21 protein-coding genes are annotated in these 24,789 nt (G+C 43.0%); 8 read left to right on the top strand and 13 right to left on the bottom strand.

From position 1 onward, the window contains the following. Nucleotides 1–107: 107 nt before the first annotated feature. Complete coding sequence (locus L4C54_RS05235) at nucleotides 108–1,697, bottom strand: AbgT family transporter (RefSeq protein ID WP_428803585.1); 1,590 nt, start codon at nucleotides 1,695–1,697, stop codon at nucleotides 108–110. Between the two features lie 361 nt (nucleotides 1,698–2,058). Between L4C54_RS05235 and tsaA the strand changes: the two genes are divergently transcribed. The 5 genes from tsaA (at nucleotide 2,059) to L4C54_RS05260 (ending at nucleotide 5,943) form a co-directional block, all read left to right on the top strand. Continuing rightward, a complete protein-coding gene (gene tsaA, locus L4C54_RS05240; RefSeq protein WP_428807406.1) occupies nucleotides 2,059–2,754 on the top strand; it encodes a tRNA (N6-threonylcarbamoyladenosine(37)-N6)-methyltransferase TrmO in 696 nt (231 codons plus the stop codon). Nucleotides 2,755–2,868: 114 nt separating this feature from the next. Further along, the gene (locus L4C54_RS05245) at nucleotides 2,869–4,584 is read left to right on the top strand and encodes a proline--tRNA ligase (protein ID WP_428807329.1); all 1,716 of its coding nucleotides are present in this window, start codon (nucleotides 2,869–2,871) and stop codon (nucleotides 4,582–4,584) included. 180 nt (nucleotides 4,585–4,764) lie between these two features. Next, entirely contained in the window at nucleotides 4,765–5,439 is a 675-nt protein-coding gene (locus L4C54_RS05250; RefSeq protein ID WP_428807330.1) for a tellurite resistance TerB family protein, read from the top strand. A gap of 106 nt (nucleotides 5,440–5,545) precedes the next feature. Continuing rightward, nucleotides 5,546–5,752, top strand: coding sequence for a YaeP family protein (locus tag L4C54_RS05255; protein ID WP_428803589.1), 207 nt, complete (start codon nucleotides 5,546–5,548; stop codon nucleotides 5,750–5,752). Next, on the top strand, nucleotides 5,752–5,943 hold the full coding sequence (locus tag L4C54_RS05260; protein ID WP_428807331.1) for a DUF4250 domain-containing protein: 192 nt from the start codon (nucleotides 5,752–5,754) through the stop codon (nucleotides 5,941–5,943). The genes L4C54_RS05255 and L4C54_RS05260 overlap by 1 nt, the downstream gene beginning before the upstream one ends. A gap of 90 nt (nucleotides 5,944–6,033) precedes the next feature. Here L4C54_RS05260 and L4C54_RS05265 read toward each other — a convergent pair whose 3' ends face one another. From L4C54_RS05265 to purL, 3 genes are all read right to left on the bottom strand, one after another. Continuing rightward, entirely contained in the window at nucleotides 6,034–6,342 is a 309-nt protein-coding gene (locus L4C54_RS05265; RefSeq protein WP_428807332.1) for a DUF3622 domain-containing protein, read from the bottom strand. A 184-nt stretch (nucleotides 6,343–6,526) separates the two neighbouring features. After that, nucleotides 6,527–8,053, bottom strand: a complete 1,527-nt coding sequence (locus L4C54_RS05270) for a sensor domain-containing diguanylate cyclase (protein ID WP_428807333.1) — start codon at nucleotides 8,051–8,053, stop codon at nucleotides 6,527–6,529. 230 nt (nucleotides 8,054–8,283) lie between these two features. Further along, nucleotides 8,284–12,180: a phosphoribosylformylglycinamidine synthase gene (gene purL, locus L4C54_RS05275; RefSeq protein ID WP_428807334.1), complete on the bottom strand. Its 3,897-nt coding sequence runs from the start codon at nucleotides 12,178–12,180 to the stop codon at nucleotides 8,284–8,286. A gap of 306 nt (nucleotides 12,181–12,486) precedes the next feature. Here purL and mltF point away from each other — a divergent pair, with 306 nt between their 5' ends. Then, nucleotides 12,487–14,061 carry a membrane-bound lytic murein transglycosylase MltF gene (mltF, locus tag L4C54_RS05280; protein ID WP_428807335.1) on the top strand — a complete coding sequence of 525 codons (1,575 nt, stop codon included), beginning with the start codon at nucleotides 12,487–12,489 and terminating at the stop codon, nucleotides 14,059–14,061. A gap of 243 nt (nucleotides 14,062–14,304) precedes the next feature. Beyond that, a complete protein-coding gene (locus tag L4C54_RS05285; protein WP_428803595.1) occupies nucleotides 14,305–14,439 on the top strand; it encodes a hypothetical protein in 135 nt (44 codons plus the stop codon). A 108-nt stretch (nucleotides 14,440–14,547) separates the two neighbouring features. Here the strand turns inward: L4C54_RS05285 and tadA are convergent, their stop codons facing one another. From tadA to L4C54_RS05315, 6 genes are all read right to left on the bottom strand, one after another. After that, nucleotides 14,548–15,075 carry a tRNA adenosine(34) deaminase TadA gene (gene tadA / locus L4C54_RS05290; RefSeq protein WP_428807336.1) on the bottom strand — a complete coding sequence of 176 codons (528 nt, stop codon included), beginning with the start codon at nucleotides 15,073–15,075 and terminating at the stop codon, nucleotides 14,548–14,550. 187 nt (nucleotides 15,076–15,262) lie between these two features. Further along, on the bottom strand, nucleotides 15,263–16,822 hold the full coding sequence (locus tag L4C54_RS05295) for an AbgT family transporter (RefSeq protein WP_428803597.1): 1,560 nt from the start codon (nucleotides 16,820–16,822) through the stop codon (nucleotides 15,263–15,265). Nucleotides 16,823–17,119: 297 nt separating this feature from the next. After that, nucleotides 17,120–17,533: a type IV pilus modification PilV family protein gene (locus L4C54_RS05300; RefSeq protein WP_428807337.1), complete on the bottom strand. Its 414-nt coding sequence runs from the start codon at nucleotides 17,531–17,533 to the stop codon at nucleotides 17,120–17,122. After that, on the bottom strand, nucleotides 17,523–18,848 hold the full coding sequence (locus L4C54_RS05305) for a hypothetical protein (RefSeq protein WP_428807338.1): 1,326 nt from the start codon (nucleotides 18,846–18,848) through the stop codon (nucleotides 17,523–17,525). Before L4C54_RS05305 ends, L4C54_RS05300 begins: the two co-directional genes overlap by 11 nt. Then, the gene (locus L4C54_RS05310; protein ID WP_428807339.1) at nucleotides 18,845–19,435 is read right to left on the bottom strand and encodes a PilW family protein; all 591 of its coding nucleotides are present in this window, start codon (nucleotides 19,433–19,435) and stop codon (nucleotides 18,845–18,847) included. The genes L4C54_RS05305 and L4C54_RS05310 overlap by 4 nt, the downstream gene beginning before the upstream one ends. Further along, nucleotides 19,416–19,925 (bottom strand): GspH/FimT family pseudopilin, encoded by a 510-nt coding sequence (locus tag L4C54_RS05315; RefSeq protein WP_428803601.1) that lies wholly within the window; start codon nucleotides 19,923–19,925, stop codon nucleotides 19,416–19,418. Before L4C54_RS05315 ends, L4C54_RS05310 begins: the two co-directional genes overlap by 20 nt. A gap of 101 nt (nucleotides 19,926–20,026) precedes the next feature. On the opposite strand from L4C54_RS05315, the gene L4C54_RS05320 reads away from it, so the two are divergent. Beyond that, nucleotides 20,027–20,455 carry a type IV pilin protein gene (locus tag L4C54_RS05320; protein WP_428807340.1) on the top strand — a complete coding sequence of 143 codons (429 nt, stop codon included), beginning with the start codon at nucleotides 20,027–20,029 and terminating at the stop codon, nucleotides 20,453–20,455. A 96-nt stretch (nucleotides 20,456–20,551) separates the two neighbouring features. Here L4C54_RS05320 and L4C54_RS05325 read toward each other — a convergent pair whose 3' ends face one another. The 3 genes from L4C54_RS05325 to dnaK all read right to left on the bottom strand — a co-directional run bounded on the left by L4C54_RS05325 (nucleotide 20,552) and on the right by dnaK (nucleotide 24,558). Beyond that, nucleotides 20,552–20,941 carry a hypothetical protein gene (locus L4C54_RS05325; RefSeq protein ID WP_428803603.1) on the bottom strand — a complete coding sequence of 130 codons (390 nt, stop codon included), beginning with the start codon at nucleotides 20,939–20,941 and terminating at the stop codon, nucleotides 20,552–20,554. A 282-nt stretch (nucleotides 20,942–21,223) separates the two neighbouring features. Beyond that, nucleotides 21,224–22,375, bottom strand: coding sequence for a molecular chaperone DnaJ (dnaJ, locus tag L4C54_RS05330; protein ID WP_428803604.1), 1,152 nt, complete (start codon nucleotides 22,373–22,375; stop codon nucleotides 21,224–21,226). 263 nt (nucleotides 22,376–22,638) lie between these two features. Further along, nucleotides 22,639–24,558 carry a molecular chaperone DnaK gene (gene dnaK / locus L4C54_RS05335; RefSeq protein ID WP_428803605.1) on the bottom strand — a complete coding sequence of 640 codons (1,920 nt, stop codon included), beginning with the start codon at nucleotides 24,556–24,558 and terminating at the stop codon, nucleotides 22,639–22,641. Nucleotides 24,559–24,789 lie beyond the last annotated feature (231 nt).

A 24,789-nucleotide genomic window follows, 5' to 3' on the forward strand; every position in this document is an offset into this window, starting at 1 on the left:
TCTGCTTAAACATCTACTTCTATAGACTAGATGTTATTTGGATTACATAGAAAGCATAAAAAAACCTGCGAAGTTCGCAGGTTTTTTATTTATATCTTAATCATGGACTAAGGCGTGTAGTAAGTCGCCGCGCCAGGACCAACCGGTAGACCTAGTAGGAACACCCATACGTAGAACATGAAGCTCCAACCAACCATGAAGACTACTGAGTAAGGCAGCATGGTTGAGATAAGCGTACCGATACCTAGGTTCTTCATGTAGCGAGTAGCAACCGCAAGAATTAGACCGAAGTAACTCATCATTGGAGTAATAATGTTAGTTGTTGAATCACCGATACGGTAAGCCGCTTGAATTGTCTCAGGCGCGTAACCAACCAGCATTAACATTGGAACAAAGATAGGTGCTGTTACTGCCCATTGTGCAGAAGCTGAACCAATCATTAGGTTAATGAAGCCACACATTAGGATAAATGCGAAAAACAGCATTGGACCCGTTAGGCCGATGTTCTGTAGGAAGCTTGCACCACCAACCGCGAATACTTGGCCAAAGTTAGTCCAGCTGAAGAATGCAACGAACTGAGCTGCGAAGAATACAAGAACGATGTATAGACCCATTGAAGACATTGACTTAGCCATTGCATCAATAACGTCACGGTCGTTCTTCATTGTTCCAACAATTCTGCCGTAAACAAAACCCGGAATAGCAAAGAAGACAAAGATGAAAGCTACGATGCTTCTTAGGAATGGAGAACCTGCAATTTCACCTGTTACTGGGTGACGTAAAATGCCATCAGCAGGAACAACTGTCCAAGCGAGTACCGCACTTACTAATAGAACAGCAACACCTGCAAACTTAAGACCTTTCTTTTCAATATCTGTTAGTTTACCAACTGAATCGTTAGATAAGTCTTCGGCAGCTTCTTCTTCGTTGTATTTACCTAGTTTAGGCTCAACAATTTTCTCAGTAACAAATGCACCCGCAATTGTAATAAAGAAAGTAGAAACAAACATGAAGTACCAGTTCGCCTCAGGACCTACAGAGTAGCTAGGATCTAGCATCTGTGCCGCTGTCTCTGTAATACCCGACAGTAGAGGATCGACCGTACCGATAAGAAGGTTAGCTGAGTAACCACCAGATACGCCTGCAAACGCTGCTGCAAGACCAGCTAGAGGGTGACGACCTAACGAGTGGAACATCATCGCGGCTAAAGGAATAAGAACAACGTAACCAAGCTCAGATGCTGTATTTGAAATGATACCAGCGAATACGATAGCTACCGTTACCATACGCTTCGAAGCGCCCATTACCATACCGCGCATAGCAGCAGATAGAAGACCAGAGTGCTCAGCAATAGCAACACCTAGTAGCGCAACAAGTACCGTACCTAGTGGAGCAAAGCCAACAAAGTTACTAACTAAGCTAGTGACAATGCGCTGTAATCCTTCAGCATTCAATAAACTTACGACATGAATCATACCATCAGCAGCACGACCGCTTGCGCCTTCAGGGCGAGGGTCTATTACTGACACTTCAAAATAGCCGGCAATACCTGACGTAACGAGAATCGCTACACAGAAAATAGCAAAAAGAGTAATAGGATGAGGTAATAGATTCCCCAAGTATTCTACGGCATCAAGAAAGCGCGTAAAGATCGGCTTTTTTGGTGAGTTTTGTTTAATCGAAGCAGATGAACTCATCTGTCCCTCCATTGTGTTTGCTTGTAATTTATAGTTTGTTTTTGTTTCCTGACCTTACGCTGTCAATACGCAGGGATTCAGCACATTACTTTACAGATTGTAAAAACTGAAGCTCAACATGTAACAAAAAATATCAAAAACCAGCCCTATTAACTATAAATTAACACCAACACAGAGCTTATAACTAAAAAATCACAATGAATTATCTAAAAAAAGGTAATTAACACTCATGGAGCCCACTCTAACTGCTTATTCTTGGTGGATTTTTGTTAAACTGCCATCACATCAATAAACCTGAACCATTAGGCGTTCATATAAAATTCAATTGAATGACTAAAAAGACAAAGTTGTGAGGTCACGCGTGTATTCTATTGATCCTATCGGTGTTATTCAGACGCCTTATAACGAAAAATTTGCTGTACCAAGACAACCAAGGCTAGTACCGAGCGCAACGTCTCGCATAAAGCTTCTTAACGACGCTAACTGCATGGAATCTGTTCGTGGGCTTAGCGACTTTAGCCACCTATGGTTACTTTTTCTCTTTGATAAAAATCTCGCTGCTGGTTGGAAACCTACCGTTCGACCACCTCGATTAGGTGGCAATGAACGTATTGGCGTCTTTGCTTCTCGCTCAACCTTTCGCCCCAATGGAATCGGTATGTCGGCAGCATCCATACGCGGTGTTGTTCAAGAAGGTAATCAAGTCTATATCGACCTAGGCGGAGTCGATCTTGTTGACGGAACCCCCATCGTCGATATCAAACCTTATATCCCCTATTCTGACGCTATTACTGAGGCAACTGGTAGTTATGCAGAACAAGAGCCTGAGACTGTAGCAGTCATATTCGGCTCAGAGGCTCAAGCAGCACTGTTAGTACTCGAAGACTCAGAGATGAAAACAGCGGTCATCGAGCAAGTGCTGTCACAAGATCCTCGCCCTGCCTACAAAAAGAAAAAGCCTGATAATAAAGAATACGCCGTCAATCTATTCGACTTAAATGTGAAATTTACCGTTTCGGCTAACTTAGTGACCGTTACTGCAATAGAAGACTTTTGACAAACTCGTTTGGCTGCTATTATTGCGGGCTAACACTTTTTCCAATGTCACCATAAAGCACGTAATTAGCGAGCTTTATGCAAAGGCATTCAACTAAGATGAACGGATATAATAATGCGCACCAGTAACTATCTTCTTGCCACTCTGAAAGAGACCCCAAACGACGCAGAAGTCATTAGCCACCAGCTGATGCTACGTGCAGGTATGGTCCGTAAACTTGCTTCAGGTCTATACACGTGGCTACCTACTGGTCTACGTGTGCTACGTAAAGTTGAAAACATCGTTCGCCAAGAGATCGATAATGCAGGTGCAGTTGAAACTTTGATGCCCGTTGTTCAACCCTTTGAACTTTGGGAAGAGACTGGCCGTGCTGAAAAGATGGGCGCAGAACTGCTTCGCTTCACTGATCGCCATGAGCGTCCGTTTATCCTAAGCCCAACAGCTGAAGAAGTGATCACTAGCCTTGTACGTAACGAAGTGAACTCTTACAAGCAGCTTCCATTAAACTTGTACCAAATCCAAACTAAATTCCGTGACGAAAGACGCCCTCGTTTTGGTGTGATGCGTGCCCGTGAATTCTCGATGATGGATGCATACAGCTTCGACATCGACAAAGAAGGTCTACAAAACTCTTACGACGCAATGCATGATGCATACTGTAAAGCATTCGACCGCATGGGCCTTAATTACCGCCCAGTTCTGGCAGATACCGGTGCCATCGGCGGTAGCGCTTCACACGAATTCCACGTATTAGCAGAAAGCGGTGAAGATCTGATCGCATTCTCTTCTGAGTCTGATTACGCTGCTAACATCGAAAAAGCAGAAGCACTTGCACCAACGGCTGAACGTTCTGAACCAACTCAAGAGATGAAACTGGTCGATACGCCAAATGCAAAAACGATTGCAGAACTGGTTGAGCAACACGGCTTAGCGATTGAAAAAACAGTGAAAACGCTTTTTGTTAAAGCTTCAGACGACGTTGATGCTGATATCATTGCGCTGATTATCCGTGGCGACCACGAACTTAATGAAGTGAAAGCAGAGAACCTTAAAGAGGTTGCTGCTCCACTAGAGATGGCAACGGAAGAAGAGATTCGTGCACTAATTGGGGCGGGTCCGGGTTCACTTGGTCCTGTTAGCCTTGAACTGCCGTTCATCGTAGATCGCACTGTTGCGGTAATGAGTGACTTCGGTGCTGGTGCAAACGTCGATGACAAACACTACTTTGGTATCAACTGGGGACGTGACGTAGAACTTGGTCAAGTAGAAGACTTACGTAACGTTATTGAAGGCGATCTGAGCCCATGTGGCCAAGGTACGCTTCAACTGAAACGCGGTATTGAAGTAGGTCACATCTTCCAACTGGGTACAAACTACTCAGAGAAGATGAACTGTAATGTTCTTGGCCCGAACGGTAAGAGCGCAACTCTAGAGATGGGTTGTTACGGTATCGGTGTATCACGTGTTGTTGCTTCAGCAATTGAGCAAAACCATGATAAGTTCGGCATCATCTGGCCAGAAGCTATCGCACCATTCCAAGTGGCTATTGTTCCAATGAACATGCACAAATCTGAGCGCGTTAAAGAAGCGGCTGAAAAGTTATACGCTGAACTAACAGCAATGGGTATTGAAGTTCTATTCGATGATCGTAAAGAGCGTCCGGGTGTTATGTTTAAAGATATCGAACTTGTGGGCATTCCACACACTATCGTTATCGGCGACCGCAGCATGGATGAAGGCAACTTCGAATATAAAAACCGTCGTGCTGGAGAGAAATCAGCAATCCCAATGACGGACATTGTAGAGCATGTAAAATCACAGCTTAAGTAAGTAACGACTTAAATAAGCAACGGTTACCTAGCTTTAAAGGGTTGGCAATATGCCAGCCCTTTTTGTTTTTCGAGTATCCAAAAGCTCATCCTAAGAAATCTCAGTTATTAATTTCTAAAATATTAATCCTGTGTTCATTCATACCACTTTAGACTTCAGCTATATCTACTGGAGGTATTTATGAATCTAACGGGTCTTCTCAATCAAGCGCTTAAATCTGACATCCTTAAACAGGGTTCAGAAAAGTTAACCAAACACGCATCAGGTCTTAGCTCAATGAGCTCAAGTAACAGTAAGCTAAAAACGTTAGGAGCTGGAGCCGTTGGCGGCGGTTTAATTGGTGCTCTCATGGGATCAAAAAAAGCACGTAAAATGGGGACTAAAATTGCCGTCGTTGGCGGTGCAGCGGCCTTAGGGACTTTGGCATACAAGGTTTACAATGATTGGCAAGCTAAGCAACCGACCAACTCCCCTAGTAACTCTCCATCATCGACCTTTGATGAAACGGACAGCAGTCACCAAACCCTCATTCTGAAAGCTATGATTGCCGCTGCAAAATCTGATGGTCACGTTGACGAACAGGAAATGCAGCGCATTGAGCAAGCCGTGGCAGAAATGGGCGCTGACAACTCTGTACAGCAATTGATTCACCAAGAATTGAATAAACCACTCGACCCAAGTGACATCGCACAACTTGCAAATTCGCCACAACAAGCAAGCGAGATTTACCTAGCTTCGCTACTCATTGTTGATGAGCAGAACTTTATGGAAAAGAGTTATTTGCAAGAGTTGAGTAAGCAACTAAACCTCGATCCTGAGGTGACTTGTCAATTAGAGCAGCAGGTACAAGGTTAACTTTCAACCAGACACCGACACACCTTGCGCTAAAACAAACTCCTGCTTTGTTTTTGCTTTAGCCAGTGTGTATATTGAGAGCAGCTATCATTTATAGGAAATTAACATGCAAGTATACGGTTGCTGTGACTTAGTTCGTGAACTTTACGCTCAAATTGGCAGTGGAGATCAAGGATACATACCAAAGGCTATTTCGTGTGCAGTTAAAGCGCTTAATGACATTGCAGCAGATGAAACGTTATCGAAAGATACACGAGAAAAAGCAGCGTTTGCAGCAGCAAATCTTTTGATTTCGGATTTTGAGGACAAGTAATGAATCTTTCAAATTTTGAAACGATGGACCCGATTATGCTTATGAGCATCGTCAATATGAAGCTTCGTGATGAATTTGGTGGTGACCTTGATAAACTGGCGGTCTATTTCGATATTAATAAAACAGCATTGGAAGCTAAATTAGCTACTGCTGGGTTTGATTTCTTACCTGATGCGGGTCAGTTTCGTTAATTCAACTTATGGCCTTCTAAAAGCTAGTTACCTCTTAAAAGCAAAAAACCGCCAATTCAATAGGCGGTTTTTTCATTTCAAAAAGAGTCGTTACTCTTCTTCTGCGTCTTCAGCAGCAAGGCGAGCTTCTCTGCGTTGCTCTGCTTCACGTGCAGCTGCGGCTTCGCGTTCTTCACGCTCTTGTCGCTGCTGGCCTTTACGCTCGTTACGCTCAGCTTGGTTTTTCACAAAACCTGCTAGCTCTTTCTCAGCCCAAGCTTGTGCTTCAGCTTCTGTTTCAAAGCCTAGTTCACGCTTTGAAACTACAACTTTACGAGATGTTACTTGGCGCGTAATTTCAGCAGCCCAGCCGGTACGCTTTTCAACTAAGCGGATAGCAAATTTTTTATTTGAAGCCATTTTCGTATTCCTAAGGGATTAATCAGGGATTGCCCAACGCTAAGAATTCTATCTATATTGAGCGCGTTTAAAACCATCCCTTGGTAAGCGCGGTATTAGAGCACAAATGCATTCAATTTTCCGCTGTTTTATCTATTCATTTTCATCAAAACATAACTCAAATGCTCATGAACTCAGTAAATACCTAGCTTCCTTCTATTACACTGGTGCCATTGCGTCCATTATCCTTCACTTTATATAGTTCAAGATCGGCTTTATGGACCAAGCTTTGATACGTTTCTTTAGAGCCTCTTACACAATGTACCCCGCCTACACTCACCGTTAACGTTTCAGCCACTTTTGAATGTTCATGTAATATGCCCAATGTTCTCATATTATTATGAACCTGCTTCGCTATAGCTTGACTATCAAATGGTGTCGATGCAGCGAGCACTAAGCAAAACTCTTCACCACCAAATCGTGCTAACACCTGATTCTCTATAAGGATAGACTTGTCTAATTTCTTTGCTACCCGCTCTAAGGCTTGGTCACCGGCTAAGTGACCATAATGGTCGTTATAGGGTTTAAAATAATCGATATCGATCATAAAAAGCGTTAAATGAGCGATCTTAGGATCATCTATCCACCTTGTGGTTAATTTTTCCAGTAAACGTTTATTGGCGAGCCCCGTTAAAAAGTCATGTTCAGATTGCCACTTTAATTCGTTCCGGTTTGCATCTAGTTCATGAATTAGACGATTAATTGTATTGGAAAACTGCTTCATCTCTTTCGAAACAAATTGGTTCTCTTCTGGCAAGGCTTTACCTTGCTGTGCAAATTCAATAAAGGCTTTTCGGGCTTGATTGATCGGTTCTGTTAACTTGTGAACCAGTAGTGTATTCATAAAAAACAGCGTGAATGCGAAACCAACGACAACACTCAATTCATCTGCTTCTATAAACTTCGGCCGTACTATGCTGTGCGTTATCTGAATGTTGATATTTAAAAGAGAGATCGGATCCAAATAATTAAGGTAACTCTCAGCTGAAGTTCCATGTTCATGATGAATAATAGGTATTGTTTTTAATGTTTTGATAGAAACACTTAGCCCGGTTGTTTTCTCTACAAGCTCTAAATAGTCGGGCTCTAGTGGGCTTACAAATATAACGAAGCCATTGTCACACTCAAGTGCTTCACTATTGCAGATCCGAGATAATGAGTAGATGTACGCATGCGTTTCAAACGCAATAAGCCCGGTAATTGCATTAAGCTCCTCTGTGGAGCTTTCTTCAGCCTTGCGCAGCAATCTATTAAAGTAACTTGGAAGTTCACTTCCCACCACCACTTCTTTTTCTTGAATATGATCATAACGCTTTGAATAGACTGATTCCTTCTCCTTATTAAAAACAAACACACCTTCCAAACCCATAGATACAAGCGTATGAATATTGAGATCATCTTGTCGAAACTCGTCATTACCGTCACTAGCAAATTGCGCCATAGAATCCCATGCAGCATAGTCGGAAAGCTTCCCTTCCAAGTCGTCTTTAGCGAGATCCAACATCGTATTGACCTGTTGAAGCTCTCTTTCATGAATATTCTCTACCTGCTCTAACGCCTTGTCATAAGACCATAAGAACTTAAAAGCGAAATAAGCGCATAGAAACATCACAACAATTAGAAAGGACATAAAACCTGAGAGAGTTCTCATACTCCAGTTGGAAACGGACATTATGACGGTGCTCCTCGGTGGCGTGCTCTTATTCCTTTAATCAAGGCCTTAAGCTTAGTTAAGGTAACAAGCTTTAGCCAACATCAGGAAGTATCTTTAACCACTCCAACTTGTGCGTAAACCTCCCAAATTTATACAACGATATCTACTACTATTTTTTAAGAGCACAAAAAAATCGCCACTCAATGAGTGACGATTCTAATAAAGATTTGAACTGTGTTAGCTAAACATTAGCCTACATTCTTACGTGCGTTTTGGAACATACGCATCCAAGCACCATTTTCACCCCAACCTTCTGGAGCCCATGAGTTTGCAACCGTACGGAAAACACGCTCTGGGTGAGGCATCATAATCGTTACTCGGCCATCGGTGGTTGTTAAGCCTGTGATAGCGTTTGGTGAACCATTCGGGTTACTTGGGTATTGTTGTGTTTGGTTGCCGTTGTTATCAACGTAACGTAGAGCAACAGTACCTGAGTTTTCAATCGCAGCTAAGTGCTCACCATCACGTACTTCTACGCGGCCTTCACCGTGTGAAACAGCGATTGGCATACGAGAGCCTTCCATACCATCAAAGAAAACAGAGTCTGACTTCTGAACTTCAACTAGGCTGAAACGAGCTTCAAAGCGCTCTGATTCGTTACGAACAAAACGTGGCCAGTTGTTTGCACCAGGAATAAGCTCTTTCAGATTAGAAAGCATCTGACAACCGTTACATACACCTAGAGAGAATGTATCGTCACGCTTAAAGAAACCTTCGAACTGGTTACGAGCTTGTTCATTAAATAGAACTGACTTCGCCCAACCTTCACCAGCACCTAGTACGTCACCGTAAGAGAAACCGCCACAAGCAACAAGACCGTTATACTCTTCAAGTACTGCAGACCCCGTTAGGATATCGCTCATGTGGATATCGGTTGCTTCAAAGCCTGCTCGGTCAAATGCCGCTGCCATCTCAACGTGAGAGTTAACGCCTTGCTCACGAAGAATCGCCATCTTAGGTTTAGCGCCCTTGTTGATATAAGGAGCAGCAATATCTTCGTTCACATCAAAGCTTAGATTAACGTTTAGACCTGGGTCTGAGTTGTCTTTCTTCGCTTCGTGCTCTTGGTCTGCACATACTGGGTTGTCACGTAAGCCTTGCATCTTATGCGTTGTTTCAGCCCAGATAGTACGTAGTTCAGTACGGTTACGCTCAACAATGGCTTGCTCGCCAGACTTAATCACTAACTCGTCAGAAGCTTCAACAGAGCCAATAACATGTGAACATGCCGCTAGGCCGTTATCTGCAAGAATCGCTTTCACTGCATCAAGTTCTTCATTGCGAACCTGAATCACTGCACCTAACTCTTCGTTGAATAGTGCTGCTAACGTATCTTCACCTAATGCTTCAATGTTCGCTTGAACACCACAGTGACCAGCAAATGCCATTTCAGCTAGCGTAACGAATAGGCCGCCATCGCCTTTATCGTGGTAAGCGACAACATGGTCGTTTGCAACCAGTGCTTGAACGCCGTCGTAGAAGCCTTTTAGCTGCTCTGCGTTGTCTACGTCTGCCGGTTTATCGCCAAGCTGCTTATAAACTTGTGCCAATGCTGTTGCGCCTAGACGGTTTTTGCCGTTGCCTAGATCGATAAGTACTAAGCTTGAAGCTCCTTTGTCTGTACGCAGTTGAGGAGTGATCGTCTTACGAACATCTTCAACACGAGCAAACGCAGTAATAACTAGAGAAAGCGGAGACGTTACTTCTTTCTGCTCGCCATCTTGTTCCCATTTGGTCTTCATCGACATAGAGTCTTTACCAACTGGAATAGTTAGGCCAAGCGCAGGACATAGCTCTTCACCAACGGCTTTAACCGCTTCGTAAAGACCTGCGTCTTCACCCGGGTGACCCGCTGGAGACATCCAGTTAGCCGATAGCTTAATGTTTTTGATATCACCAATGTTGGTCGCAGCAATGTTTGTAATTGCTTCACCAACAGCTAAGCGAGCTGATGCGCCGAAATCTAACAGAGCAACTGGCGTGCGCTCACCAAGAGACATCGCCTCACCGTGGTAAGTATCGTAACTTGCGGCAGTAACTGCGCAGTTAGCAACAGGAACCTGCCAAGGGCCAACCATTTGGTCACGAGCAACAAGACCTGTTACTGAACGGTCACCGATAGTGATAAGGAATGTTTTCTCAGCAACAGTAGGAAGACGTAAAATACGCTCTACCGCTTCGTTCATCTCGATACCAGAACGATCAATTGCTGGGTTATTTACTTTCAGCGTTTTCGCATCACGGTGCATCTTAGGTGTTTTACCTAATAAGATGTCCATTGGCATATCGATTGGCGTATTGTCGAAGTGCGAATCTTCTAGCTTAAGGTCACGCTCTTCTGTTGCTTTACCAACCACAGCGAACGGTGCACGTTCACGCTTACAAATCGCTTCAAATGTTGCCATGTCTTTGTCAGCAACGGCCATTACGTAACGTTCTTGAGATTCGTTACACCAAATTTCAAGAGGGCTCATGCCCGGCTCATCGTTTGGCACGTCACGTAGGTTAAAGATACCACCACGCTCACCATCGTCTACTAGCTCAGGAAGTGCGTTAGAGATACCACCCGCGCCTACATCGTGAATGAATGCGATTGGGTTCGCATCACCTAGTTGCCAACAACGGTCGATCACTTCCTGACAACGACGTTCCATCTCTGGGTTTTCTCGTTGTACTGAAGCAAAATCTAAATCTTCAGAAGAAGAACCAGAGTCCATTGAAGAAGCAGCACCGCCACCAAGGCCGATGTTCATTGCAGGACCACCAAGCACAATTAAGCTTGCGCCAACTGGGATCTCTTTTTTCTGAACATGGTCGTCACGAATATTACCTAGACCACCAGCCAGCATGATTGGCTTGTGGTAACCACGTACTTCTTCACCTGCATGAGAGTTTACTTTCTCTTCGTAAGTACGGAAGTAACCAAGAAGGTTAGGACGACCAAATTCGTTATTGAATGCTGCGCCACCTAGAGGGCCTTCAAGCATAATATCCAAAGCAGTAACGATACGGCTTGGCTTACCAAAATCTGTTTCCCAAGGTTGAACAAAGTTCGGGATCTTAAGGTTTGATACTGAGAACGCCACTAAACCCGCTTTTGGTTTTCCGCCAATACCTGTTGCGCCTTCATCACGGATTTCACCGCCTGAACCCGTTGAAGCACCCGGCCAAGGAGAGATTGCCGTTGGGTGGTTATGCGTTTCAACTTTCATCAAGATGTGTGTTTTCTCTTGGTGGTAGTTATATTCACGCGTTTCTGGATCAGGGAAGAAGCGACCAACAGTTGAGCCAGTCATTACTGCTGCATTGTCTTTATATGCCGACAGTACGTTTTCAGGCGTCACTTCGAAGGTGTTTTTGATCATTTTGAACAATGATTTATCTTGCTTAACACCATCGATTGTCCAATCTGCATTGAAAATCTTGTGACGACAGTGCTCTGAGTTTGCTTGGGCAAACATCATTAGTTCAATATCAGTTGGGTTACGACCAAGCTTTTCTGTAAAGCTTTCAAGTAGGTAATCAATTTCATCTTCAGCAAGTGCAAGACCAAGAGTCACGTTCGCAACTTCAAGGGCTTTACGGCCACCAGAGATAAGATCAACTTCTGCATAAGGAGCAGGCTCTGCAACTTGGAACAATGCATTTGCGGCGTCGAAGTCAGTAAACACGACTTCCATCATGCGATCGTGCAAGACAGCTTTAAGCTCAACAAGTTGAAGTTCAGTCAACTCAGAAGAAGACTCTACATAATAAGCCGTACCGCGCTCTAAACGTGCGACTTTATCTAAGCCACAGTTATTAGCGATATCGGTCGATTTAGAAGACCAAGGAGAAATGGTACCCGGACGAGGCGTTACAAGTAGCAACAAACCTGTTGGTTCATGCTCTTCAATCGTAGGACCGTAAGTCAGCAGCTTTTCTAATTTTTCAACATCAGACGCGTCAAGGTCTGCCGTTAGATCAGCAAAGTGGGTAAATTCAGCATAAATACCAGTTACTGGTAAGCTTAATTCACGACAAAGCTCTAAAAGCTTGTTAACACGAAACTCAGAAAAGGCTGGGGAGCCACGCAAAATTCTCATGTGCTTAGGTCTCTTTATGCAATTGATTAAGGTGATATTGGTATAAATTCAACAAGTTACCTTTGTATAATAAAGATAATCTTGAAACTTATGCCGATTTCCCCTCTCCGTTGCGAGCGCATTATAAAGCAATTACTTTTGTGATGTAACACCAAAAGCAACCGTTTGCGTCATTTTTTTTGTCAATTTCAGAATACACCGTAATTGATGAATTAATACTCGGTCCGCTCATTCTTTTATAACTCTGCTTTTCCATACCGTTAGGCTTTGATATAAAAGCGATACTAGATGTATGAGAACTTAAAAATGTTGAACAGCACACTGTCGAAACTAAAACTGACTGCCGCCTTTATATTTGCATTGGTAATACTTACAGGCTGCCAAATAGAATCAGAGCCAAAAAGCGAGCTTCAACAGATTCTCGATCGTGGCGTTTTACGCGTTGGCACGCTAAACAATCAGCTTTCTTACTATATTGGGCCCGATGGTCCAGCCGGGCTTGATTACGAATTGGTCAGAGAGTTTGCTAATGAGCTTGGAGTTAAGCTTGAAATGAAACCTGCCTACCGGATGTCTAGCCTGTACCCCGCTCTCAAAAATGGTGAAATTGACATAATAGCCGCAGGTCTCAGCCAATCAGAGAAACGCCTGAAAGAGTTTAGAGCAGGACCCGCCTATTATTACGTCAGCCAACAGTTGGTGTATAAAAAAGGGCAATGGCGTCCAAGAAATTTTGAGCAGTTACTCGCGAGGCAAGAAAAGTTAATTGAAGGTAACGATGGCAACCCTATCGTCAGTATCGTTGACGATTCGCACTTTAAAAACACCCTTGCCCAGTTAAAAGCTCAGCATGAAACCTTTGAATACTCGGTCGATATTGATGCCGATATCAACGAACTACTAAAGCAGGTGTCTGAAGGGAAGCAACGATTCAGTGTTGCTGACTCCATTGAGATCTCTCTCTCTCAACGTATTTACCCTGATATCGCGATCGCTTTTGAACTCACAGAAGACCAACCCATCTCTTGGTTTATCAATCGCTCTGAAGATGAAAGCCTATATGCCCTCTTGATCGAATTCTTTGGCTCACTCAAGCAATCGGGGCAGCTTGCTGCTCTCGAAGAGAAATACATTGGTCATATTGGCAGTTTTGATTATGTCGATACTCGCGCTTTTATTCGAGCCCTCGATAGCAAACTGCCCGAATGGTCACCTCTATTTAAGCAATACTCTGAAGAGTTTGATTGGCGCTTAATCGCAGCATTGGCTTATCAGGAGTCTCACTGGAATCCAACCGCAAGATCGCCAACGGGTGTACGTGGCATGATGATGCTTACCCTTCCTACCGCCAAAAGTGTTGGTGTGACTGACCGCTTGGACCCAGAACAGTCGGTTTGGGGGGGAGTGAGGTACCTAAGAAAAATGGTCGATCGCATTCCTGATAGTATTTCAGATCATGAGAAAATCTGGTTTGCTCTGGCCTCTTACAACGTTGGCTTTGGCCATGTGATGGATGCTAGACGCTTAACCAAGCGACAAGGTGGCAACCCAGACGCTTGGGCCGATGTTAAAGACCGCTTACCACTGCTAAGGCAGAAGAAGTATTATAGCCAGACCTATTACGGGTTCGCTCGTGGTGATGAAGCAAGAAATTACGTTGAAAATATACGTCGCTATTATCAAAGTATTATTGGCCACGTAGAGCAAAGAAGTGCTTCATCAGAATCTAATATTGATGACCTTACGGTTATTCAACCAGAAACACCGCTTGTTTCGGGTGCTGAAAGCGCTGAGCTTGAAACATCAGAAGGTGTTGATACAGGTGAAGGCTCTGAAGCTTCGGATACTTCCAATACCGAAGTGACATCATCAGCGGAGTAATAGAGCAGTAAAGAGAACGAATAATACTCTCACTATCTAAGCGCATTAACTTAATCAGTTAGTGCGCTTTTTATATTACAGGTTCCTTGTATTTTACCCGAACAAACCCCATATATTATTTAGTTCAGACACATTCATATTGCCGTAACATTTACTTTTTATAAAGGTAAGGTAATCAAGTTTGAATGACTCAAGCCAACGTGTTTGAGACGATAATAGTAAGAACCTTTAAAGGAGTATTTTATGATGAAACGTAAAATGCAATCCAAACGTTTGAGTAAAACGGTTTCAGCGACGCGTAGAAAGCGTATGTTATCAAATAATAAGAAGAAAATTATTTGGCGAAACCGAACTTATACTCAATTACAGATGGATTAATCAAACAGGCAAGCATCTATCAGTAGCGATATATTCAAGTAAAGACAATATATCCAAGCATAGATGTTTGCTGAAATACCCCCTACTAAGACTCTACGTCTAACTTATCTACTCTTCTGACTTTCCTTCTAGATCTAGCTTCAACTTCCGCTTTTTTTCCTTTATCTCTTTTCGTCTACGTTTGAAAAATGCTTGTAATACGACTTTACACTCATCTTCGAGCAACCCTTTTTCAACCTCTGCGTAGTGATACGCAGCTTGGCTTTCAAACAAGTCTAAAACGGTACCTGCTGCGCCCGCTTTAAGATCGGTGACACCAAACACAACACGTTTAACTCGGCTGTGTAAAAGCGCACCAGCACACATAGGGCACGGCTCTAACGTGACATATAAGGTGGTGTCTAATAAACGATAATTCTCTAATACCTGTCCGGCTTTTCGCAACGCTTCAACTTCGGCATGAGCCGTCGCATCATGCTGACCAATTGAGCGGTTCCATCCTTCAGAAATAATCTCACCATCACGAACTAAAACAGCACCGATAGGCACTTCGCCTTCACTTTCTGCAACTGAAGCTAACTCAAGGGCGCGCCGCATGAAGAATTCATCTTGTGAAGTAAATTGAGAAAGAGACACGATCAAACTCCGAAATAATAAAAAACGTAATGCTGAAAGCACATCATGACAATGATTGAGCTACTAAGAAAGATATCAGAAGTCTACCTTGAATGTGCTGATAAGAAAAAGCCCGCGAAGGTTATCGCGGGCTTTGTTATCTGATATTACGTTAAGAAAACACCAATAGTGAAGCCTTAATGCACACTTACATTGTGTAAGTGTAAGGAGCGTTGATACCTAGAGGGATACCAAGTGCCCAGTAAGCTAGTAGGAAGATAGTCCAACCAATTAGCATTGCGATAGAGAACGGCATCATAAGAGCAGCTAGTGTACCGATACCTGTCGACTTAACGTAACGTTGACAGTAAACAACCACAAGTGGGAAGAACACCATTAGTGGAGAGATAATGTTAGATACAGAATCACCAACACGGTAAGCCGCTTGAGATAGCTCAGGAGAGATACCAACAACCATCAGCATAGGAACTAGGATTGGACCAATTAGAGCCCATTTAGCCGATGCAGAACCAACTAGTAAGTTAACAAACGCAGTAAGAAGAATCATACCAACGATTGTCATTTCACCAGCAAGGTCCATTGCTTTCAGACCTTCAGCGCCGTAAAGCGCAAGCATAGTACCAATGTTTGATTGACCAAATGCAGATAGGAACTGAGCACAGAAGAACGACATTACAATGTATGCGCCCATCGTAGACATAGTCTCTGACATTGATTTAATAATATCGTTGTTACTATTGAATTTACCTGAGATGCGACCGTAAACGATGCCAGGAATAACGAATAGAATAAAGATAAGCGGAACAATTGACTGCATTAGAGGCGCAGAGAATGCAGTTAGTTCACCTTCTGGAGAACGCAGTGCTGAATCTTCAGGCATAAGAGCGAACACAAGTGCTGCAATACCAGCAACCATTGCCCAACCAGCCCAACGGAATGCTTTTGATTCGATTTCAGTGAACGTACCTAGATCTGGAGCTTCTTCAGCATCTTCATCTACTGGTGTATTAGAAAGGCGTGGTTCGATGATTTTCTCAGTTACCCACCAACCGATACCAACGATTAGGAACGAAGACAGACCAGTAAAGAAGATGTTCGCTAATGGGTTGATAACGTATTCAGGATCAAGAACGTTCGCTGCTGTTTGTGTGAAGCCAGCTAGTAGAGGATCGATACCTGAAGGAATAAAGTTTGCAGAGAAACCACCTGATACACCAGCAAACGCTGCTGCGATACCCGCTAGAGGGTGACGACCCGCTGCGTGGAAGATGATGCCACCTAGTGGAATAACCAGTACGTAACCTGCATCCGCTGCCGTATGAGATACGATAGCAACCAAGATTAGCATTGGAGTTAGAAGCTTAGCTGGCGTGAAGTTAAGCATCTTCTTAAGGCCAGTTTGGATGAAGCCAGAAGCGTCAGCAACACCAACACCTAGCATAGCAACCAATACGATACCTAAAGGAGCAAAACCAGTAAACGTCGTTACCATGTTCGCCATGAAACTTGCGAGCGCTTCACCTGTAAGTAAGTTATTTACTTCTAGTGCATCACCAGTACGAGGGTTTATCAGATCAAAAGAGACGTTAGATAAAATTGCAGATGAAACCCAAACAATAACAAGTGCCCAGAAGAATAAAATCGCAGGATCTGGAATCTTATTACCTGCTGTTTCGATGGCGTTTAAAAAGCGATCCATACCGCTCGGCTTCGGCGATGGTGCTTGTTTCGTAGCTTGGTTACTCATGGTAACTCCGTATGTGTGTGTGGTTGCCATAGACCTTTGAAATAATATGAATGGTCTATATATCACTGTCTATTTTATAAAATTCACACCATAAAAGCACAAGGTTCTATGACATTTTTCTTAAACAGGGACATATTTTGCAAAAACACAATCAACGTGCAACAAAAAACAAACAACACCACATACGAGAATAGAACAACATTTAAACCTAAATAAAACACATTCACGCAGTAACTATCACTGCAATTACTATATCAACTCGATATATAACACTAACTTTACCAAAAAGTTCGATATTTAATCGAACTCGCTATACTTGGACAGCATGGTCACAATCTTTACTTCTTGATCTTGTTGATAACGATCGCTCCAGTACGCTTTCATTGATATAGAACTAACACTATCACTTAAGATCAACGTTGACTCGCAAGTTAGTTGGACATCTAAGGTCGCACCATTTTCCGTCATTGCATTACATTCACTGTGTACATCATTCAGAGAATAGCTAGCACCTGCTGACGATATACCTCTTTGGCGAAACAATTCCAACTGAGACTCAATGACATACAAAGCTGTTAAGCTGGTTTTTGCATGCCCTGCTCTCGCTTCCACATAGGTCTGCAACATAACTAAACCAAGAGATGCTACACCAATAAGAATAAACGCAATCATTACTTCTATCAGGCTAAAGCCTTTCTGTTTAGTGGTCACTCCAAGACCCCTTTTTCCATTTGGGTTTTGCTGAAAACTGAAAACTATTTATGATGTCGCTATTGTATTGAAGTCGCATTGAGTTATTGAAAAGAGCCATTTGCCCCTGTGTATCGAACAGCATTCCACCAGTGAACTTAAATGAACCCGACTGAAGGTACGTTGCATGTTTAGGGGTCAATGCAGTATTAGCCCCATAAGCCGTTTCAATCGGTAAAGTAAAGTTTGCATTAAGGTCTGCTTGAAGAACTGTGGAGAACGAGTCCCAATAGGCGGGATTTGAAGCAAAGTTTTCGTTAAAGTGAAATACCACACCTTCAATTGAACCAGAACCTCTAATACCTAACACGCCATTATGAACTAGCAAGAACAGATACGTTCCTGAGTGACTTGATTGAATATTGGTAATCACATCGATAGCAGCTTGATCAAGTTCACAACTACCATCAATCCAAACTTGATTAGGCTGACCGCTCACTAAGTCGTCTTTAAATCTAGCCACGCAATCAACATCATTGCCTAGCATAGTGTAATTAATAAACTCAAAGTCTGGGTTATCTCGAATCTGCTCCCAATCTCCTCGTTCAACTTCAAATAATGTTTTAAATGGATTAAGTGTTTCATCACGTTGGAAATCTAGCTCAACACCTGTTGATACGTAGTTATTACTCGCATTGCGCCATATACCGTTGACCCCTCCGGTAGTTGTCTTATGAGAAGGTGCGCAATCAGAGCTATTATCAAAGTCTTCACTTGGTTTAGATATTGTACTCCCTACACCTTGATTACTAATATTCCCATTAATAACGATGTTGCTGCGTACAACCACCGCAACACATTCATACAAACCGTCACTATTTTTTAGGCCTGGGTCAGGCGGTGGAAATTCCGCATTGCCAAAGACAATCAAATCTGAAGTCGACTTAATTGCACCTGCCCCTGAGCTACCAGAAAAAGTCAGACTCTTACTCAGTTCTCTATTACCATGTTTTGCAATTAATCGCTCTGGATCACTACTGCTTGCTTGCAGGTAATCTAGATCCATATCAGAGCAAACGCCATTTAAGTTGCTAGGAATTGTGCTGTCATTATTAAAGACCATAGAGCTAAATCCACACTCAAGACCGCCTTCTGCGCGCCAATGTGCTTTACGATCATCAATCTGATTGTTCGCGACTTTTATCTGATAAAAAACGCCTCGATAAGACCCTAGCGCAAAGGCTAGCGTCCCCATTAATAATAATGCAGTAACCAATAGCGCAGTGACTCCTCGCTGCTTACTGTAAGTGCCACGACTAACGAATCTCTTCTTCATAGCCAGTTCCTTTGCTTTATTGCCATCGAAACCGATTGGTTATAACTGCCATCATGCAGTTCGGCTTCTAAGTAAACATGAGTCAATAGATTGGTTGCACTACTGGTAACAAGTGGTGTAGTTGATATCGCCATAGAGACGACATTGATGATATTTTGATCAAGTAAGTTTGCACACCCTGTTAAGTTGTTTAACGAGGCGGTGGCTGTATCTTTCCTTTCACAGCTATAAAGCTGGCCTTCACTAAGCTTATATTTGATATTTTGGTATTTATTAATATCAGGTAAATAATAGACAAAACCCATACTCGCGCCACTCACTGCAACTGTACTTGTCGAGCCTTGAAGTGTTAATGAGTTACCCGACCCTCCATCAAAGCCCGCTCTTTGAATATCGGCTCTCATCATCGAACTGGTGCTCATCAAACTTTGTAAAACGAGTAATTCAAGAGAACGCTCTTTGGCAATGCGTTGTCCAGTCAGAAAGACTGAACCAATAATCCCTATAGCAATAATCCCAATAAGTGCTGAGATCATAACTTCGATTAGTGCAATGCCCTGCTGCTTTCTAACAAGTTTTATAGCCATAATGATCCCCCTCGAGGCTACAAACCTTAACTCTCCCCGGAGGGTTCGATGTTTTTATGGCTAATTGGTTGGAATTACTCGATACAGGTTGGAAAATAAAACTACCCGATTTAGGCCTACCTCGTATCGCATCAAACGCGATCTGTTGAGAGCTATAAGTATGCTTGACCGTTAATCCATAGAAAGGCTGACCATCAAAGTAGGCGATATTATCGGCGCCCGGTAGGGTATCTGAATCCGCCAAAATGACATTCCAAGTGCCTAATGAATTTTCAGTGTTTTCCGGAAAGGAGAAATGAGCGTAGAGCTTTTTATTTCTCATTACTGCTTCTGATTTAGCTTGGATAATAAAGCCATTAAACTCGGTCGCTAATCGCTTCATTTTGCTGTCCGCCACCATATTGCTAAAACTTGGCGCAGCAAAAGCTAGAGCAACCCCACAAATACTAATCGTGATTACCAGTTCTAATAAAGTAAACCCGCGAGTCATTTCTCAACTTCCTATGAAACTTATTGTTTATAAATTAATCCACTTGCGCCGATGCTAACAGCTAATAAAAATAGGAGGAAAATAAGTAAGGACAACTCGTAATGATTCAATTATTTAACTGTAACCGCTACAAAAAAAGAGAGGTTGGAATGACACTGATCGAATTATTGTTCACAGTCGCCATCATTGCGGTTCTCGCAGCGATTGCTTACCCCAGTTATACCGACCATGTGTTAAAAGCGCATAGAACAGCAGCCAAAACAGACATGCTCAGAATGCAACTGATACTAGAGGAGGGTTACCAAGGCAGCTATGATTGGTCGAACATCATTTCAGGAGGGAGTTGCACGATTTGCGATAGTGATACTGACAGATATCAATTCTCAATTGCGAGTTCATCAACGACGCCTTATACCATCATGGCTCTGGCACAAACCACAAAAGGGCAAACAAACGATAGCTGTTTATCCAATGATAATAAGATGACGCTCAATGCAAAGGGACAGAGGTCCCCTATTGAGTGTTGGTAAGCGAGCACTCAATCTGAAGCTAAAAAGCGTAACCTGAAACAACAGATTACGCTTTTTAAGTGAAGACCGAATAGGTTTAGATCTTAAAAGAGATAATTAAAAATAGACTCTCAAACCCGCTTTTGCTTCTAACTCGAACTGCATTTCATCAAGGTATAGATTCGGCCCCACATCGATATAGAACCCCATCGGCTTTACCCGAAGCTCTGCCCCTATCCCTGATGTCACCGCCATATAGTTTGTATTTCTATCTATGTACTGGCCGCCAACAAAAAGATACAGGGGAGTATTTGATACCTGAAATGATTTATTTGCCCCAAGTCCAAATTGGTCATCAAGGCTGACGTTAAATCTTATATCGTTGTGTTTGAATTCTAGTCCCCAGAACGGTTCCCCAACAAACAATCCCACTGCAGTACCAGCTTGTGCCCCAATGCTTGTGATACACAGAGCAATAACCAATGCGCTTTTTCTAACTATATTCACGTTACACCTTTTTATAGCGTATTCAAAAGCAGGCGAGACTATCAGGGCTAGATCATGATTTTGTTAATCATAGGGATTATTGACGTAGCTTTTACAGCTGCTGAAAAAGCATTCAAAGTTATGACGTTAGATTAACAGCAACTTTGTTATTTTTGTCGTTCAACGTTAGGTTGGGATGATTTTTTTGGTTCAGATTAAATCTTATGTTTAAAAGAACAGATACAAAAAGACCAGCGATTAAGCTGGTCTTTAAAAACATACTGTCTAGAACGTTTAATTATTCTAGCTGGTTAGGTCATCAAAAAACTTCTTAACACCGTTAAAGAAGCCTTCTGATTTAGGCTTGTGCTTATTCGCCGCTTCACCACCACAAGTGTCTTCAAACTCACGTAGTAGTTCTTTTTGACGAGAGCTTAGCTTAACTGGCGTTTCAACCACTAACTTAACGATCAAATCGCCTACACCGCCGCCACGAACACCTTTCACGCCTTTACCACGCATACGGAACATACGACCCGTTTGAGTTTCATCTGGCACTTTAAGATTAACGCGACCATCTAATGTTGGTACTTCAACTTCACCGCCAAGTGCAGCCATTGTAAAGCTCACAGGTACTTCACAGTAAAGGTTGTTTCCGTCACGCTCAAAGATATTGTGCTCTTTCACATGTACTTGTACGTAAAGGTCGCCTGCTGGTGCGCCCATATCTCCGGCTTCACCTTCGCCAGATAAGCGAATACGATCGCCAGTATCAACGCCTGATGGGATCTTAACGTTAAGCGTCTTCGTTTTCTGCTTGCGGCCTTGACCATGACAAGAGTTACAAGGATCTTTGATGATCTTGCCTTTACCGTTACAGCTAGGACAAGTTTGCTGAACAGCAAAGAAACCCTGACGCATTTGAACCTGACCATGACCGTGACAAGTGCCACAAGTCTCTGGAGATGAGCCTTTTTTCGCGCCATTGCCGTCACAAGTATCACAGTGAACAAGTGTTGGGATTTCAATCTCTTTAGAAACGCCTTTCACCGCTTCTTCTAAAGACAATTCCATGTTGTAACGCAAATCTGAACCACGTTGGGCACGATGGCCACCACCGCCGCCACCGCGACGACCGCCACCGAAGATATCACCAAAGACATCACCGAAAATATCACCGAAGTCACCTTGGCCACCACCGCCAAAGCCGCCGCCACCCATTCCGCCTTGCTCAAATGCTGCATGGCCGTATTGGTCATAAGCCGCTTTCTTTTGAGAATCGGTCAGAATTTCGTACGCTTCTTTTACTTCTTTAAATTTTTCATCTGAAGTGTCATCACCCTGATTACGGTCCGGGTGGTATTTCATCGCTAAGCGCTTGTACGCTTTTTTAATATCACGTTCAGATGCGTCACGACTGACGCCTAATACTTCATAAAAATCACGTTTTGACATGCTATTGATCACCAAATTAATGCAACAAGCGGCTATGCTCCGCTTGCGGTTGTATCGATATAGCTAAAGGCTTTAATTAAAACTATTGTGTCTTCATTCAATTAAAAACATTTAGCTATATTGATACGTCATGGACAAGCATACGGGCGTATGAGTTTCCTCAAACGCCCGCATCGATAGTTTAGAAATATCTTCAGTTATAGAAAATACTTCTAAATTAGAGGGTTAACACTGGTTCAGTGCTTTGCCCTCTAACGATAAGATTACTTCTTATCTTCTTTAACTTCTTCAAACTCAGCGTCAACAACGTCTTCGTCTTGAGCTTGCTGTTGGCCAGCTTCTTCGCCGCCTTGAGCTTGTTCAGCTTGAGCTTTCTGCTGAGCAATCTCCATTAGCTTTTGAGATGCTTCCATAAGAGCTTGAACTTTCGCGTCGATAGCTTCTTTGTCGTCGCCTTTCTTCGCTTCTTCTAGTTCTTTGATTGCTGCTTCAATTTTCTCTTTGTCTTCTGCAGGTAGAGCTTCACCAGCTTCTTCTACTTGCTTCTGAGTTCCGTGAATCATTTGGTCAGCTTGGTTGCGTGCAGTAACAAGTTCTTCGAACTTCTTATCTGCTTCTTTGTTCGCTTCCGCTTCTTGAACCATTTTTTCGATTTCGTCGTCGCTTAGGCCACCAGAAGCTTGGATAGTGATCTTCTGTTCTTTACCCGTCTGCTTGTCTTTAGCAGAAACGTGTAGGATACCATCCGCATCAAGGTCGAAAGTTACTTCGATTTGAGGCATGCCACGTGGTGCAGCTTGAATGCCTTCTAGGTTGAACTGACCAAGAGACTTGTTGTAAGTCGCTTGCTTACGCTCACCTTGAAGAACGTGGATAGTTACCGCATTCTGGTTGTCTTCTGCTGTAGAGAACGTTTGGTTCGCTTTAGTTGGGATAGTCGTGTTCTTCTCAACTAGCTTAGTCATTACGCCGCCCATCGTCTCGATACCAAGAGATAGAGGAGTTACATCTAGAAGAAGTACATCTGTAACGTCACCAGCTAGAACACCACCTTGAACAGCAGCACCCATTGCAACAGCTTCATCAGCGTTTACATCTTTACGCGGCTCTTTGCCGAAGAAATCTGTAACTTTAGCTTGAACCATTGGCATACGTGTTTGACCACCAACTAGGATAACATCGTCGATGTCACCAACAGATAGGTCAGCATCCGCTAGAGCAACTTTAAGAGGCTCAAGAGAACGTTGTACTAGGTCTTCAACTAGAGATTCTAGTTTCGCGCGAGTCACTTTAACGTTCATGTGCTTAGGACCAGTTGCATCAGCAGTTACGTAAGGTAGGTTTACGTCAGTTTGCTGTGCTGAAGAAAGTTCGATTTTCGCTTTCTCTGCTGCTTCTTTAACACGCTGCATCGCTAGAGGATCAGCTTTAAGGTCTAGACCTTGCTCTTTTTTGAATTCATCTACTAGGTAGTTGATTAGACGGTTATCAAAGTCTTCGCCACCTAGGTGAGTGTCACCGTTAGTTGCTAGTACTTCAAATGTCTTCTCGCCTTCAACTTCATCAATCTCGATGATTGAGATATCGAATGTACCACCACCAAGGTCATAAACGGCAATAGTGCGGTCGCCGCCTTTCTTATCAAGACCGTAAGCTAGTGCAGCAGCTGTTGGTTCATTGATGATACGTTTAACTTCAAGACCAGCGATACGACCAGCATCTTTTGTAGCTTGACGTTGTGCATCGTTAAAGTAAGCAGGAACTGTGATAACAGCGCCAGTCACTTCTTCACCTAGGAAGTCTTCAGCTGTTTTCTTCATTTTCTTAAGAACTTCAGCAGAAACTTGAGGAGCAGCCATTTTTTCGCCTTGCGCTTCAACCCAAGCATCACCGTTATCAGCTTTAACAATGTTAAATGGCATGATTTCGATGTCGCGTTGTACTTCTTCGTCTTCAAAACGACGACCAATAAGACGCTTGATTGCAAATAGCGTGTTAGTTGGGTTAGTTACCGCTTGACGTTTTGCAGGCTGACCTACTAGCGTTTCACCGTCGGTGTATGCAACAACGGAAGCGGTTGTGCGCTCGCCTTCTGCATTTTCTAATACGCGTGGTTTGTCACCGTCTAGAACAGCAACACAAGAGTTAGTAGTACCTAAGTCAATACCAATGATTTTACCCATCAGGCGATCTCCGAATTAATTCTATTTAGATTTTCTATATCCCCTATGTGGGGGGCGTATAGTGGGCTTTCAACCCTTGCGAATAAACAAAAATTTAATCTTTGTTTTGTATGCACCATAGATAAGGGCGTCAAATTCCTTTTCAAGGGTTAATCGTAAAAAAGTTCTTATATTTCTCGCATAAAAAAGCAGAGCTAACGAGCTCTGCTTTTTTATTCAATTATGACTAGT

Origin of the sequence: Vibrio lamellibrachiae (genome assembly GCF_050337265.1) — a bacterium.
Classification (GTDB): domain Bacteria; phylum Pseudomonadota; class Gammaproteobacteria; order Enterobacterales; family Vibrionaceae; genus Vibrio; species Vibrio kyushuensis.